Source organism: Aeromonas sp. R3-1 (assembly GCF_040908345.1).
In the GTDB taxonomy this organism is placed as follows: domain Bacteria; phylum Pseudomonadota; class Gammaproteobacteria; order Enterobacterales; family Aeromonadaceae; genus Aeromonas; species Aeromonas veronii.
Window position 1 is genome coordinate 1 of sequence record NZ_JBFODN010000235.1, and the last position, 15413, is coordinate 15413.

The window sequence follows — 15413 nt, forward strand, 5'->3', positions numbered from 1 at the left end:
AACACGGTAGGGGTACCGTTTTGTTATCCGGTTTGAAGCCGTATGACCACTCCCTTTTGTGGGCAACTGTCAGGTGAATACCATCTCCATACACACTATTTAGTTAACTTGTATATGTTACATAACAGACTTCAATAATTACATTGAAATAATTCATTTACCCCTGAATATATTTACCACTCAAAACCACAATTACTTTTCACTAAATAATGAAATTGTCAAATCTGATAGAGAACGAATGCATTTAAAGTCATTCTTTTCTTGTGGAATATCCAACGTGTCTGTAAGTAAATAAGTAACTAGACCTGCCTGGAGAGCAGATGTAGCACCTTGGATAGAATCCTCCACCGCAACAACATTGCTAGGACACAACCGCGATTTTTTCAGTGCAAGCAGATATGGTTCAGGATGAGGCTTCCCATTACGAACATCTTCGCCATCGATAATTAAATAGAAGGTGTCCGTCAAGCCATTCAGAGCTAACCATGCCTCAACTCTACTTCTCTTATTCGATGTCACTATAACTAAACGATACGAATGCTTCACCGCCTCATGAATCAACTTTATCGCCCCTACACTAGGGGGAGAATTAATATATGATTCATCTATCAAATCATTATACTCAGCAAGCAATAATTGATTGCTTTCAGGTAAATTGCGCCACTCCTTTAGACAACGAACAACCTCGATTAAAGGAGGCCCATTTAACTTTTCAAATTCAATTTTAGACGCCGGTTCTCCCCTTCGAGACAGGAATAAAGAATAAACATGAAACATTGACTCCAAACTTTGAACCAATGTTCCATCAAAGTCAAAAAAAATCCCTTTCATGCATTTACCTTGACAAAACATTATTGTTTTTTATATAGATACAATCTGTTTTGGCCATAATCTCCTAACATTCCATAGTTATCTTCAGTTAGAGCACATGATAATTTTGCAGCAGCTTCAACCATGGGGTTTTCATAGTCGACTTTGCCACCATTAATCATGGGCAGAAGAACATAAAGAACGATATCATGCAATGTTGAGAAACAGCTGTTTTTAATTTCAACGAAACCCAACGATTTTAATTCATCATGAACCAGCTTTTCATTCATAAAATGATTAAATTCCGCTGGTTCTCTCTCCTCAAGACCAACAAGTGTTCGCAAATGATTTTGTCTCGAGTAAGAGCCTATAGAATTTTCAAGCATCAAAAAATACCCACCTGATTTTATTTTTTCTGCTATATTAGCAATGGCTTTCATTTGCAGCGAGTCTGTATTTAGGTTTATCAAGCATCGAACAGTAAAAATTAAGTCGTATTTCTCAACCGGACATTCCAAATTGAGAACATTACCCACATTAAAACATATTGATTCACTATCGATTAGTTTGCTTTGCCTAAGTTGCTCCGCCGACATAATCATTTCTTCAATAAAATCTATCCCCTGGTATCTATAATTAGGAAAGACTTCATACAAAGAAAAAATATTGTGACCATTGCCACAACCGATCTCCAAGATTCTCGAGTTAATTGGGAGCGACTCTTTCAAAGATGAAATGGCTTTTTTTAATTCAGCCAACTCGATTAGTTTTGCTGTTCCCGTTTTAGTGGTAGCCCGGAGCTCGGTGCCATAGGTAATAGCCCAATTTTTCCAATGCTCATGAATCTGAATCAAATCAAATTTATCTTTCATAAGTTTACCTCCATACATACTATCTGTTAAGATAGCATAAGATTCCACTTTAAGGGAAGATATAATATGCTAAGCGTGCATGAGCTTTCAAATAACGCAGTGCTTCTCATAGAAAGAGATCGAGCTAAACATGATGATGCACTGCTTACTATAGTCGATAAAATTTGGCGTGAAGCGCAAAGAAAAAACAGTCGCCTTTTCGATGGAAGTATACTCTCTTGCATATCAGACTCATCAAACAAAATTACATCAGTCATCGATAATTACAAATTTTTCTTTTCAAAAAAAAGCCATCCGGGGCTTCTTGAAAAAATTCAAATAATGCCCATTGCAGTTTCTGGCATTCTGGAATGTAAAGATGGTTTTGTTTTTGGAAAACGAGCCAAATTCACAACCCAAGATGCAGAACTCTGGGAGTTAGTACCAAGTGGTGGGTTAGATGCGTCCATAACAAACAACCTGAATATATATGACTTCAAGCAACAATTGCTGACTGAGCTATATGAAGAAATGGGGATAAACCCAGATATGCTTCGCACAATAACTCCTTTTTGCTATGTTATTGACCATGAAGCATCTGTGCTAGATATTGGTGTTTATATGTATAGCGATGCAAGCCAAGATACGATTAATCACTGCTTTACAACAGTCCGCTCTTTTGAGTATGAATCAATTATTTTTATCCCTAGGAGCATAATTATTGATTTTATTGCAATGGAAAGACAAAACATATCCTCTATTTCTGTTGCAATTATGGAATTTTTCTTAAAAAAAAGATAAATTAACAAATATAAATAGACCACGTGAGTATTTATCTATGATTCCTTTCTCAATAAATGGCCGTCTGATTGATCAGAATTCCCCACCTTACATTATTGCCGAATTATCTGGTAATCATAACGGGGATCTAGGCAGAGCATTAGCATTAGTAGATGCTGCAGCTGATGCTGGTGCTGATGCAATCAAACTACAGACCTATACAGCCGACACTATGACACTCAACTGTGATCTGCCCGACTTTCACATCGAGGGCGGATTATGGAATGGTTATACACTTTACGAGCTTTACACCCTGGCACATACCCCGTGGGAATGGCACCGACCTCTCTTTGAACGAGCGAAGTCACGCGGATTGACCATTTTTTCAACTCCCTTCGATGAGAGTGCTGTTGATTTTTTGGAAGAACTGGGTACTCCCGCATACAAAATTGCCTCATTCGAAATTACCGACCTTCCCCTGCTCAGCTACATAGCTCAGCAAGGAAAGCCGGTCATTATCTCTTCTGGCATGTCGAATGAAATTGAAATTGCCAAGGCCCTGACCATTTTGCGTGAAAATGGCTGCCCACAGATCCTGCTACTTCATTGCGTCAGTGGCTACCCAACCCCTCTTGCTGATATCAATCTCAAGCGGATTACCCGCTTAGCAGAGACATTTTCAGTACCCGTTGGTCTCTCTGATCACACGCTGGGAAATACCGCCGCTCAGCTGGCAATAGCATTGGGCGCTGTAGCCATAGAGAAACACCTGACCTTGGCTCGCGCTGATGGCGGCCCGGATGCCGAGTTCTCCATTGAACCACATGAACTGAAAGAACTCTGTAGCCAGGCAAAACTCTGCTGGCAAGCTGTGGGGTCCGGAGAAAGTGGTGGTAACCATGCTGAACAGGCAAACCTGAGATTTCGTCGTTCTTTGTATTTTGTTACTGACATCCCTGCGGGCACCATCATAAAGCCGGAACACATCCGACGGATCCGGCCAGGCTATGGGTTGCCACCTGAAGCATTGCCACTAATATTAGGGAAAAAAGCTCGCCAAGATATTAAGCGAGGAAAAGCCGTTCATCTCGATGATTTCTTATAAAACCTTAAAGAATTAAGTTATAACACTCATATTACAAGGTATGTTATATGAAACAAAAAAGCGTATTCATGAAAGAAGAGGCTGATGCATGGTATGAGAGGAATAAATTCTGCATCAATCAAAAATCGCTGAGTAATGATCCCATATTCATAGCACTACAAAACATCGGCTACCAACCGAAAAGAATTCTTGAAATTGGCTGCGCCAATGGTTGGCGATTGGCACAGCTGGCTAATTATTATGGTGCCACCTGCTATGGAATAGATCCATCACAAACAGCGATTGAGGATGGGGCTAAGAGCTATCCCAAATTAAATCTAAGCGTTGGAACTGCAGATGGTTTACCTGATATTAAACCTGTCGATCTGATTATTTTCGGTTTTTGTTTATATCTATGCGACCCACAGGATTTGTTCACCATTGCGGCTAATAGTGACAGATTGCTCGTAGACAAGGGCGTAATGGCTGTTTACGATTTTTGTCCTCCGACAGGGCACTATCGAAATGACTACCAACATCATGCCAATCTATTTAGCTATAAAATGAATTACAGTAATATGTTCAGTTGGCACCCAAGTTATTGTCGAGTATTTGAGCACGTCATGCATCATGATGGTACTCACGAGCTGGAACCAGATGCATTGGTTTCTGTTCAACTATTGAAAAAAGACTCGCAGCTTCTTGATGCAAAAAATCCATATCCCCACCCAAATTAATAATAAAAAAGGGAGGCATTAGCCTCCCACAAAAAGAATAATGCATTGTTCACCACATCAGAAACATCATTACTTTCTAAAAAATGACATAATTTCATTATCAACCATATCAACACTATCGAAAGATCTTGGATACATTTCTTTTGCTTTTGCTAAAAAATCTAACCATAAGCAGATCGCTGGCCTCATCAGTTCTATTGTTTTCTCCTCTCCCTCAAAAGAGTAAAGAATGGAACTCAATAGAGTAAACACATAGTTCATTGAGCCAATCATGATCTGAGATATATGTTTTTGTCGAGTTACTGCAATCTGTGAGAGATAACCCATATTGCGCAACATCAACTGATTAATTTCATTTCTAGATGAAAACTCATGTTGCCACTCACCCATCATTTTATCGACCAATACATCAAAAAAATCAATATCAAGATATGGCTTGAAATCTTCTTTTGACAAAGGGATCGGGGCAGATAACTGCATAATTTGTTGAATTATCTCTGTTTTATCTATTACTTTTGAAAAACTGATCTCTCTATCAGGAAGTGCTCTTGCTTTTTCAATTTTAGCGCCATCACTGCAGTTAAAACACTGAACATATTCATTCGCAGCTAATACTTGTTCAATTATTCTTCGGGAAGTATTAAACATGGCATTGCTTATTACGACACCACCAAAGTTACCTTCATGCTGCCACTGACTATCTCCATACATTAAATCACCAAGTGCATCAGCACCTTCCTTGCTATTATAATAAGCACTATACTTTGAATGATGATACCCTTTTTGCTTGTAGCCATTATCAAGACCAAACAGATATATATTCTTAAACCCAAGGTGCACTGGTGCACTCACACCAACATTCCCAACTAATGGGTTGACTCCGCCAATAGATGTATATTTTCTTAAGTTAGGGAAGTTAACATGACAAAGAATAACACCTGGCTCACTAGCCTTAAAAAACAAAGCAGAATTATCAAATAACGTAGAACAGTAAGGGTGAATTACATCTGTGCTAAGAAAGAAAATGTCCTTCAGATAATCGGGATCATTCAAGTTGGCTAGAAAATCATAGACAATCTTAGTCCGTTCTGTTTCAACATGAATATCTGGTTTTATACCAACTTTATGCAAAGCTGATATAGCACTGCCGCAAGAGATCAAGATAGCTTTATCTCTATTTTTTTCAATAACAGGGAGGGAAGTATCGAGGGATGGGCCATTAGCGATCACAAAAATTGGGATGCGTTGATACTTTGTTGGTAGTTTATTCTCATTATTAATAAATGGTACTGAGCGCTGAATATTATCTACAGCATGAGAAAGTGCAATGAGGTTATCATCAAAAAAACCCCATCCCATTACTAATAAATAAAATTGCTTTTGAATACTCTCCATCAATTCCTTAATTTGATCATTCTGATAGCCCCACATAATAAAGGCATTAGCAATAAGAAAAGATCCTCGCTTATGAATTGCTGTTGAAAAATCACTAAAAATAGTTTCTTCATCCTGCCCTAACAGAATATGTAAACCAAGATTCTCTTGATGTAGATAATCAAGCAGAGGTGCCCAATCGAAACAAAAAAGAGATGCATAAAAAAGATCTAAATCTGGTTCAAAAAGAAATAAAGTTCCAATTTTACATTGTTCATAAAGATAACCAAGGTGATAACCCAACCCAACTCCAAACACTAGTGCGGTAGGAACTTCAGTTGGTACTTTTTTTAATGGTTCTTCTCGAATAGCAATATCATCAAGATAAGCATTGAGTTTATTAAGATACTCAACATGCATAAATCCGAGTGGATTGGCTTCTTGACTAAATGAGAACTTGGATAAGCCTCCTTTATCCATGAACTCTTTAACCAACGTCTCACAAATAAGATACGGTTCATCACCATATACCGCGACATCATCATCAATCCAAGCCATATTTGGCTGGCCATTTTCATTACAAAAGAAACGAAATGGTCGGATTGGTTGATATGACTCATACATATCTGCAATATGGGGGATATACTTACGAAATGCAGCAATATTCTGAGAGAAACGAAGTGGTAAGGCCACCGACATGGCAGCTTCTTGCTCTGTACGTTCTTTTAGTCGTAAAGCAACACCTTCGGCTTTTTTCAAAATATCATCAATATTTTCCGACATCAGAACTCCTTGCGATTCGCACTATAAATTCGTTTTGCTTTACTCGCTAGCCCGATCGCAGATAACTTATTGAAAATGAGTTGATGGTGATCAGATGCCACTTTTTTCATGCTTTCTTCTTGTCGAAAAAGTAATGTAGCCAGTACAGTGGCATCTTGTTTCAGTGAAGGCTCACTTTCAACGAGATGTAGCAAACGATCAATCAAAGAAATCCGGTAATCCATACAGCTCAGTGCGTCAACATAGCTTTTTCTGGCTAATAGATATTGAAGTTGCTCGTAGTTTTCTGTGAGTGCTTGTTGCAGAGAGGCTAAAGTGGTCATTACAACTCACCCAGTTGCTGTCTCATCTGATAGCCCTGTTGTTTAGCAGACTCGGGTAACTGATCCCAACCAGATTTTATAGTTACCATCAAAGCCATGACCTCTTCAATCGGGGTCGCATCCAATGCCAAGCTCGCATCCCAAATTCGTTCATCCATATAGGAATAGAGGCTATATAGATCTTCAGCAATAGCCCCTTGACTCATATCAAGTGCATCCTGCAAACCATGTAATAACCCCTGAGCTTTCGATACTGCTGTAGATTTTGCTTCCATATCACGACGCTCAATTGCCCCTTTGGCTTGAGCCAAACGCTCAAGTACACCTTGCATCATGAGTTGAATCACACGATGAGGATCAGCAACAGCCAAGTCAGCAGCGACACTGGTTGCCTTATATGCTTTTAGATTACGCTGGTACATCGCCTACTCCTCGTAATATCAATTTATTTCTTGTTATTAATCTGTAATGATTGCAGCGCTGACGCAGAGTGATTCATTTTCACTAACAAGGCATCCAGGCTACCATATTGAGCACGTAGTGAAGCTTCGTATTTAACCAATTGAGCATTTGATGTGGCCTGCTTCTGATTCAAGCTACGCAGATCAGCATTCAAAACATCTGTACGTTGATCCAGCATACCGCCAGACTTGGAATACTCTTTTAAACCTGCGTTCAAGGTTGCAGCAATGCCCTTTTCTCCACCGAAAAGCCCAACGACCTGGTCAAAGTTTTTATCAACGGCCTCATCAAATTTTGTTTTGTCCAGAGACAACTTGCCTTTGTTGTCCATCTTAATACCTACTTCGAAGATGGTTGAGTAAGTCGTACTGGTACCTGCTTTATTTGTTACAGTATTAGCCATAAAACTGCTAATGGTACGTGTGCTCGTATCACCAGCAAGCGCGCCACCATCATCTTGTCGAACTCCACCAACAATACTATTACGCTTGCCCAGAGCATCCATTTTATCTTGAAGCGCGTTATAACCATCAATAAACTGCTTGACCATATCCTGAATCGCAGTTTTATCTGTTGTTATCGCAACTTTATTGGATTTCAGAGTCGTGCCATCACTCTCTTTATCGGATACACGTAAAACTGTTAATTTCAAATCCTGAATAGAGTCGTCAAACACATTGGTATCACTTTTCAGTGTATTACCATCAACAGTAATTTCAGCACTACTAGCAGCTTGCTTCTGGCTCATCACAGAACCAGCTGCACCAGTTGCAAATATATCAAGCTCAGAATTATTGCCAGAGATCACCAAATCGTTGCCATCTCCAGATATACCGGAGTCAATAACAAATTTCGCCTTACCATCTGCAGTATTGACGATATTTGCACTAAGACCGAAGTTATCTCCATTGCTATTGATACTTTTACGAATGTCTTGCAGTGTATCCCCTGCTTTGACATCAACCTTAAACTCCTTGGTACCAGCTTTAAAAGTTAATTGACCATCTTGAGTTACAAGTGGGGTAGTCGAACTGGCAAATTCACCTTCGACACGGCTAGTGGTAGCCAATTTATTGACTGTAATATTGTACTGGCCATTGGAGCCACCACTTTTACTCTCCACCTTCATCACCGGGTTATCTTTATCTTGGGTGATGGTGACGGCTCGCTTGTTGAAAGCCCCTGGTTTGCTCAAAGTATCGAGAATATCAGTGAATGCGGTGAGGGATGACTTCAGCTGACCTATACCAGATATGCTGATCTGGGTGCTGTTTTGCTTGGTCAAAATGGGTTTCTGTAGCTGGGCCTTCTTGGCAGCCACGCTAGCAGAGATCACACTCTCAAGATCAAGCCCAGAGCCCGCCCCGGCAGAAGTAATGGCCATGTTATCTTCTCCTCATCAATTCGATTCAAATCTCGCGATCAAACAAAAGCCCGCGTTTAGGGTTTGCCCCTGCTTCACCTTGCTGCAACGCCTGGATCCGCTTGTGGATAGCAATCAACTCTTCCGTAGGGATCTGGCGGATCACCGTGCGGGTATCAGAGTCCATTACCTTTATTACCATCTGGCCAGACTCTTTCTCCATGCTGAAATTAACTGTCCATCCTTGCAATTTCCCAAACTCTTGCAAGTTTTGTACCTGTTTTTCAATATCTGCCCGACTATGCACTTGTTGAAGCTCAGTTTCCTTGGGCTGCTCCTGACTTTTCTGCTGTAAAGTCCCGGCATCCTCTACCACGCCAGAAAGCAGTTGAGCGGCCACTTGGCCGCTCTTGTCACTTAGCTGTAAGGAAGCGCCATTGGCAGATGACAGATTGCCTATTTCGGTTGCCATCTTATCTCTCCCATCTTAGTCAGCTTGGTCTACTCATTACCCAAGCAGGGAAAGAGCAGACTGCGGTCTCTGGTTAGCCTGAGCCAAGACACTGGATGCGGCCTGTTGCAGAATATTCTGCTTGGTCATGTTAGCAGTCTCGGTTGCAAAGTCGGCATCACGGATGCGAGAGCGAGCGGCACTAACGTTTTCCGCGATATTAGCTTGGTTACGAATAGTCGAATCTAATCGGTTTTGTACCGCACCAAGCTCGGCTCGTTTGCTATCGACTACCCCCAACATAGTATCCACCGCTGCCAATACGTTCTGTGCATTCGTCTGAGTACTGATACTGATGCCACCCGTAGTAGATCCACTAGTAAAAATAAGTGACACGGCCAAAGTACCACCACTTGCAGCAGTGACCGTTGTATTTGCCGCTTCTGCAATACCAGAGATACTAAAACCAGCATTTTGGGTCAAACTGAAACTGATTGTTTGGTTAGCATCAGCACCGACCTGAAAGATACCACTATAGTTACCATCTAAGAGCTTGGTACCGGCAAAAGTCGTGTCTTTCGAAATCCGGTTGATTTCAGAGCCAAGTTGGTCAACTTCCTTTTGCAAAGCTTCACGATCTTTAGCTGAGTTGGAGCCGTTTGCGGATTGCTGAGCCAACGTACGCATGCGCTGCAGCATGCCGGTGACTTCATCCATGGCCCCTTCGGCAGTCTGAGCCAAAGAGATACCATCGTTAGCATTTCGGTTACCCTGATCCAGACCGTTGATCTGGGAAGTCAAACGGTTGGAGATCTGTAGACCCGCCGCATCATCTTTTGCGCTGTTGATACGCAAACCAGATGCCAAACGGGTATATGATGTATCCAGAGATTTGGTGGTATTCATCAAATTACGCTGGGCGTTCAGTGATGACGTATTGGTGTTAATGAACATGGCCATAATAAATTCTCCCGAAGAACATGCGACTGCGGGTTGCGTCGTCAAAACCGCACGACGTCCCACCGTTTGAAGAGAAGGTTGAACATTCCTGTCTCTTCAGGCGGGTGTCTGTTTGAACGAACAGGCCACCCGCAGTAGTGCAAACGTTGGATTCCGAACACCCCTCGATTGCTTCACTTTATTTAACGGCAGCGCAGAGACAAGCTTTAGGAAAATTGTTGCCTAAAGCGGCAACTTTTATCCGGCTGGCGGCAACAGAACATGAATTGAGCAGCATCACCATGCAACTCACCGCTGATGATGACCCAGTTTACGGCATGAGGAACATTGGCACGGTTCATGCTAAGACATAGTGACGTCAATTTGGCGACACAATAAAAAGAGGCCGGTAAACCGGCCTAAAGATGAGCATATGCTCAGGAGAATATGACCAAGCGTGACAGAACTGAACAGCTGGACAACACTTGGCATTACTAGTAGAGAATTATATCTCTCCCGATAGAACAGAGTGCGACCCGAACACCCCTTTGTTCCATCTCTTGACCAGGGCGGCCTGAACAACCGCCCTGTTTTCTTTTGTTAGCCTTGCAGCAGTTGAAGTGCTGACTGAGGTCTCTGGTTGGCCTGAGACAGGATACTGGAAGCTGCCTGCTGCAGGATATTCTGCTTGGTCATATTGGCAGTTTCGATGGCAAAGTCTGCATCTCGGATACGGGAACGAGCTGCGCTGACGTTTTCCGAGATATTGGCTTGGTTGCGAATGGTCGAATCCATCCGGTTCTGTACTGCCCCCAGCTCAGCACGCTTGCCATCTACAACTGCCAACATGGCATCGGTTGCAGCCAAAACGTTTTGAGCATTTGTTTGAGTACTGATGCTAATACCACCAGCTGTAGATCCGCTAGTAAAGATGAGGGAAACAGCCAGAGCACCGCCACTCGCCGCTGTTATTGTTGTATTGGCTGCTTCGGCAATACCCGAGATACTAAAACCCGCATTTTGACTCAGACTAAAGCTGATAGTTTGATTCGCATCGGCTCCCACCTGAAAAATACCACTGAAAGAGCCATCCAACAGTTTGGTCCCTGCAAATGTGGTAGAGGTAGAGATACGGTTGATTTCAGCACCCAGTTGATCGACCTCTTTTTGCAGTGCTTCACGATCCTTGGCAGAGTTGGAACCGTTAGCCGACTGTTGTGCCAAAGTACGCATACGCTGCAGCATGCCGGTCACTTCATCCATGGCCCCTTCCGCAGTTTGTGCCAGAGAGATACCATCATTCGCGTTACGGTTACCTTGGTCCAGACCGTTGATCTGAGAGGTCAAGCGGTTGGAAATTTGCAGACCCGCGGCATCATCTTTGGCGCTGTTGATACGCAAACCAGATGCCAGTCGAGTGTAGGAAGTATCCAGTGATTTGGTCGCGTTCATCATATTACGCTGAGCGTTGAGTGATGAAACGTTAGTGTTGATAAAAAGGCCCATGACTATTCTCCTAAGCTATTAAATTTACTCTTCTATTTGCTCTGGCTTTATTATTTTCTGTGCCCGATGCGTCTTATTTAACGGCTCGTTTTTGGATGTCTTTAGCATTTTTTTCAACGCTTCATCGCATTAACGCCGCTTACCTTATATATCGGCGGGTCGGGGGGATACTTAAGGAAAAAATCGGGCCAAAACCAGTGACAGACTCAATCTTCTGAAGCTAGCCAACGGCAGGGGGCAAACGAGACACTACCGTTCGTGCTGCGAGAAAAAATCCGTCCCGACTCTCAATTTTGTCGAGCACTGTTGGCGATTGGGCTCACCAGCCCCTAAAATCGCGGCCCCATCAACAATTTGGCGTGAGTTGTTCTCCATGCAGACACTGGTTGAGCAGATTGTTTACATCAGCGACATGTTTGGTACTGCGGTATTCGCGTTTTCAGGGGTATTGGTGGCTGGCCGACTCAGAATGGACGGGTTTGGCGTCATGGTTTTGGCGGCGGTCACTGCCATCGGCGGCGGCACCATCCGTGACATGATCCTGGGAGCCACCCCCGTATTCTGGGTGCGAGACCCGCTCTATATCTGGGTCGTCATTGCGACGGCGCTGATCGGTATGTGGATGGTCAAACTGCCCCGCAGGATGCCCTGGTATGTACTGCCGGTGGCGGATGCCTTCGGACTGGCCCTCTTTACCGTGATCGGTGCCCAGAAGGCCCTCAACTTCGGCACCCCGGGGCTGATTGCCGTGATCATGGGCACCATGACCGGGGTAGCCGGTGGCATGATCCGCGATGTACTGGCGCGGGAGGTCCCCATGGTGCTGCAAAAAGAGATCTATGCCACCGCCTGTATCCTCGGCGGCATTCTCTATACCCTGGCGCTGGAGGCAAACATGGACAGGGTAACGGCCATGCTCATCTGCATGACGGCCGTGTTTGGCCTGCGGGTCGCGGCTATCTACTGGCATCTTTCGCTACCGACCTTCTCCCTGCAACGCAATTGAGAGCAGGCCCACAGCGTCATCATGTCGCTGTGGGCCGCGCGTTGAACCAAATAGGCTTTTCTGTTGTCATAGAAGCAGTCGTTGTTAGCCGGAACTTCTCATGCGCAAAATCGGTATGCTTACCACCCTTCTCCTGGCGAACGTGACGGCAGCCCACGCCGAAGCACAAGTGGTATTTGGACGACTGGCCTCGGCGCCGGTGCAGCAGTTCAACCAGCAGATACGCCAGGCAAGCCATCAACAGCAAAACTGGGTTAATGACTACCGTGAGGTAGCTCTGCGATTCGTCGGTCATGGTGACACGCCCAGCCGCATCCATGCCCAGCAGCTGGACAATGATCTGGTGCTCTCGGTCGCCCTCGACGGCAGCAAGAGCGACATGATCTACATCCTGACCCTCTATCGCAGCAACAACCTGTGGCAGATGCGGGAGGCGGAAATGGGCTGGCGTTGTCAGGGGCAAGACTCCTTCACTCCGGTTCCCTGTCCCTGATAGTCAGGGCCCACTCTGTGAAATAAAAAAATCCGGCACATTGGCCGGATTTTTTTATTGAAGGTAAAAAACACGATTACGGGCGGTACACCTTGACGTTGGCAAAGCCTTTCTCTTTCAGGTAAAGCGCCTGCAGCTTGCTCATCACGCCGCGATCACAGTAGAGCAGGTAGGTCTTCTCTTTGGGCAGATCGCCAAAGGCGGTGGCCAGCTTGAAGAAGGGGATATGCAGTACTTCACGATCTTCCACCACCAGCGGCTTCTCGTCGTGTTCATCGGCAGAGCGGATATCCAGGATCACCTCGTCAGCGCCCAGCACCTGAGTCGTTTCCACCTCTTGCACTTCAGCGGCAGTCTCTTCACCGATACGGCGGATATCGAGGTAACGGGCCTCGGAGACCACCTTGTCCAGAATGGAGAAGTCAAAATTGGCCTCTTCCTCTTCAATGCGGGAGAGCTCGGCCTTCACGGTCGGCTTCTTGGAGATGACACCGCAATACTCCGGCATGGTTTCGGCGAACTCCAGGGTGCCGATGCGGCGGGCTTCGTTGATGATATCCGGCTTGTCCCAGGTGATGAGCGGGCGCAGGATCACCTTGTCGGTGACCCGGTCAATCACGTTCAGGTTGGTGAGAGTCTGGCTGGAGACCTGACCCACACACTCGCCGGTCACCAGCGCCGGGATCTGGAATTCATCGGCCACCTTGGCGGCAGCACGCATCATCATCCGCTTGAGCACCACGCCCATCTGACCGTTGTCGATCTTCTCGAGGATCTCGGCAACCACCGGCTCGAAGTCCACCGCGGTGAAACGTACTCGGTGGGAGGAGCCGAAACGGTTCCACAGGTGATAGGCCACCTGCTTGACGCCGATCTCGTGGGCCGCACCGCCCAGATTGAAGAAGCAGTAGTGCACACGGCAGCCGCGCTTGATGAACTGGAACGACGCCACACCGGAGTCAAAACCGCCGGAGAGCAGGCTCAGCACATCTTCCTGGGTCGCGATGGGCATGCCGCTCAGGCCCTGATGGATGGCGCTGACGATAAAGAGCTCCTCACCGTCGATCTCGAGGTTGATCTTCACATCCGGGTTCTTGAGGCGCACACCATTGCTTTCGCAGTGCTGGTTCAAACCACCGCCCACGTAACGCTCAACCTCGAGGGAGGAGAACTCATGCTTGCCGTGGCGCTTGGCGCGCACGCAGAAGGTTTTGCCCTTGAGCTGGTCGCCCCATACGGCTTTCACCTGCTCGAAGATGTCGTGCAGATCGGTAAACTTGCTGGCCTGAACCTCGAGGAAAGCCTGAATGCCCGGAATACAGGCCAGGGCTTCGATAGCCTGCTCGCGGAACTGGTCATTGCGGGAGCTCACAATCAGCTTGTCCCAATCCATCCGTACGCGGGCATCGTCGTCGAAGCGGCGCAGGACATTGCGGATATTGCCCTGCAGGATCTTGATAAAGCGCTGGCGAACCGACTTGCTCTTGATGGTGATTTCCGGGAACAGCTTGATAATGAACTTCATGGTAATGACTCGGGTGACCTTGATTTAAGGGCGCGAATTATATCAGAACTTTGTGGCCAGCGCCTACTGGATGAGCGTTTGCTCACATTACCCCACGCAGTGTTTGCCGTGCAGCGCCAATCTTGCGTATATTCCCGACCCTGCGCCTCGCCAGATTTTTGACAACAGACTGATCCGATGAAGACCTACATCTACTACCCCGGCATGGAGGTACGCGACGAGCTCTGGCTCAAATTTGCCCTGCTCTATCTGGAGCGGCTCGCCTTCGTCTTCACCGTCAGCGAAAAGAGCGGTCTCACCGCCCTGCTCGATACCCTTCAACAGCAGACCGATCTGCTGGCCGAGCGGCCCGATGCCGCCTTCTTTGCCGCCATTACCCCGCAACTGGAGAGCCAGATAAGCGGCCTGGTGGCCCCCGATTTCGTCCGCCACAAGGTGTTTGGCAACAAGGAGCTGATTGGTCGCTGGCGTCAGGAGGCCAACCACGACTGCTTCTGCCCGGATCAGGTGGGGCTGGAGCGGCTGCACGGCTTTTGCCTGACTCACGGCTTTGCGACCCGGGATGAGGGGGGGATCAGAATGGCGCGACGCTTTGCCAACCTGATCTCCATGCGCCTTGCCCGTGAGTGGGCACTCGCCAATGACGGGGCGCTTATTACCGATCACGACTATCTCGACCGCCTGCTCCATCTGCTCGAATCCCGCTACCACAATCGCGGCGGTCAGGATTGCTTCCTCCTCGAGATCCCGTTGCAAGTGCCCACTCACCTGGCCGACATTCCGTTTGCAGAGCTGATTGCCCTGCGCGGGCGCAGCGGCTTTCGCCAGCAGTTGGCCGAATTTCATCTGGCCCTCGACAACCTGCTCACCATGCTGGGTAGCGGCTATGCCGACCCGGCGGCCCTGACCCGCTTTGAGCAGGCTCA

At 46.0% G+C, this 15413-nt stretch carries 17 protein-coding genes; 7 read left to right on the forward strand and 10 right to left on the reverse strand.

Going from position 1 to position 15413, the window contains the following annotated elements:
- Positions 1–192 precede the first annotated feature (192 nt).
- Complete coding sequence (locus AB5Y85_RS15180) at positions 193–831, reverse strand: HAD family phosphatase (RefSeq protein WP_162504336.1); 639 nt, start codon at positions 829–831, stop codon at positions 193–195.
- A gap of 20 nt (positions 832–851) precedes the next feature.
- Positions 852–1682, reverse strand: a complete 831-nt coding sequence (locus AB5Y85_RS15185) for a bifunctional 2-polyprenyl-6-hydroxyphenol methylase/3-demethylubiquinol 3-O-methyltransferase UbiG (RefSeq protein WP_047437462.1) — start codon at positions 1680–1682, stop codon at positions 852–854.
- A 66-nt stretch (positions 1683–1748) separates the two neighbouring features.
- Between AB5Y85_RS15185 and AB5Y85_RS15190 the strand changes: the two genes are divergently transcribed.
- The 3 genes from AB5Y85_RS15190 to AB5Y85_RS15200 are packed head-to-tail and all read left to right on the forward strand — an operon-like array spanning position 1749 to position 4262.
- Positions 1749–2462, forward strand: a complete 714-nt coding sequence (locus AB5Y85_RS15190) for a hypothetical protein (RefSeq protein ID WP_101529420.1) — start codon at positions 1749–1751, stop codon at positions 2460–2462.
- 37 nt (positions 2463–2499) lie between these two features.
- Positions 2500–3546, forward strand: a complete 1047-nt coding sequence (gene pseI, locus AB5Y85_RS15195; protein ID WP_101529421.1) for a pseudaminic acid synthase — start codon at positions 2500–2502, stop codon at positions 3544–3546.
- A gap of 47 nt (positions 3547–3593) precedes the next feature.
- Positions 3594–4262, forward strand: a complete 669-nt coding sequence (locus tag AB5Y85_RS15200; protein WP_081990708.1) for a trans-aconitate 2-methyltransferase — start codon at positions 3594–3596, stop codon at positions 4260–4262.
- A gap of 69 nt (positions 4263–4331) precedes the next feature.
- Here AB5Y85_RS15200 and AB5Y85_RS15205 read toward each other — a convergent pair whose 3' ends face one another.
- The 6 genes from AB5Y85_RS15205 to AB5Y85_RS15230 are packed head-to-tail and all read right to left on the reverse strand — an operon-like array spanning position 4332 to position 9978.
- Positions 4332–6419 carry a 6-hydroxymethylpterin diphosphokinase MptE-like protein gene (locus AB5Y85_RS15205; RefSeq protein ID WP_101529422.1) on the reverse strand — a complete coding sequence of 696 codons (2088 nt, stop codon included), beginning with the start codon at positions 6417–6419 and terminating at the stop codon, positions 4332–4334.
- On the reverse strand, positions 6419–6742 hold the full coding sequence (locus AB5Y85_RS15210) for a hypothetical protein (protein WP_101529423.1): 324 nt from the start codon (positions 6740–6742) through the stop codon (positions 6419–6421). Before AB5Y85_RS15210 ends, AB5Y85_RS15205 begins: the two co-directional genes overlap by 1 nt.
- Positions 6742–7164, reverse strand: a complete 423-nt coding sequence (gene fliS / locus AB5Y85_RS15215; protein WP_047437446.1) for a flagellar export chaperone FliS — start codon at positions 7162–7164, stop codon at positions 6742–6744. Before fliS ends, AB5Y85_RS15210 begins: the two co-directional genes overlap by 1 nt.
- A 23-nt stretch (positions 7165–7187) precedes the next feature.
- The gene (gene fliD, locus AB5Y85_RS15220; protein ID WP_257687578.1) at positions 7188–8588 is read right to left on the reverse strand and encodes a flagellar filament capping protein FliD; all 1401 of its coding nucleotides are present in this window, start codon (positions 8586–8588) and stop codon (positions 7188–7190) included.
- 25 nt (positions 8589–8613) lie between these two features.
- On the reverse strand, positions 8614–9039 hold the full coding sequence (locus AB5Y85_RS15225) for a flagellar protein FlaG (RefSeq protein WP_047437440.1): 426 nt from the start codon (positions 9037–9039) through the stop codon (positions 8614–8616).
- A 36-nt stretch (positions 9040–9075) separates the two neighbouring features.
- Complete coding sequence (locus AB5Y85_RS15230) at positions 9076–9978, reverse strand: flagellin (protein ID WP_047437437.1); 903 nt, start codon at positions 9976–9978, stop codon at positions 9076–9078.
- Between the two features lie 146 nt (positions 9979–10124).
- On the opposite strand from AB5Y85_RS15230, the gene AB5Y85_RS15235 reads away from it, so the two are divergent.
- Positions 10125–10331 (forward strand): hypothetical protein, encoded by a 207-nt coding sequence (locus AB5Y85_RS15235; RefSeq protein WP_240533581.1) that lies wholly within the window; start codon positions 10125–10127, stop codon positions 10329–10331.
- 226 nt (positions 10332–10557) lie between these two features.
- Here AB5Y85_RS15235 and AB5Y85_RS15240 read toward each other — a convergent pair whose 3' ends face one another.
- The gene (locus AB5Y85_RS15240) at positions 10558–11463 is read right to left on the reverse strand and encodes a flagellin (protein WP_047437434.1); all 906 of its coding nucleotides are present in this window, start codon (positions 11461–11463) and stop codon (positions 10558–10560) included.
- 373 nt (positions 11464–11836) lie between these two features.
- Between AB5Y85_RS15240 and AB5Y85_RS15245 the strand changes: the two genes are divergently transcribed.
- Positions 11837–12469 carry a trimeric intracellular cation channel family protein gene (locus AB5Y85_RS15245; RefSeq protein WP_005333975.1) on the forward strand — a complete coding sequence of 211 codons (633 nt, stop codon included), beginning with the start codon at positions 11837–11839 and terminating at the stop codon, positions 12467–12469.
- 100 nt (positions 12470–12569) lie between these two features.
- Positions 12570–12962, forward strand: coding sequence for a hypothetical protein (locus tag AB5Y85_RS15250; RefSeq protein WP_005333978.1), 393 nt, complete (start codon positions 12570–12572; stop codon positions 12960–12962).
- Between the two features lie 76 nt (positions 12963–13038).
- On the opposite strand, the gene thiI is transcribed toward AB5Y85_RS15250, so the two are convergent.
- Entirely contained in the window at positions 13039–14487 is a 1449-nt protein-coding gene (thiI, locus tag AB5Y85_RS15255) for a tRNA uracil 4-sulfurtransferase ThiI (RefSeq protein WP_257687579.1), read from the reverse strand.
- 177 nt (positions 14488–14664) lie between these two features.
- Between thiI and AB5Y85_RS15260 the strand changes: the two genes are divergently transcribed.
- Positions 14665–15413, forward strand: a 749-nt coding sequence (locus AB5Y85_RS15260) for a hypothetical protein (RefSeq protein ID WP_368221711.1), incomplete at its 3' end; no start/stop codon positions are given.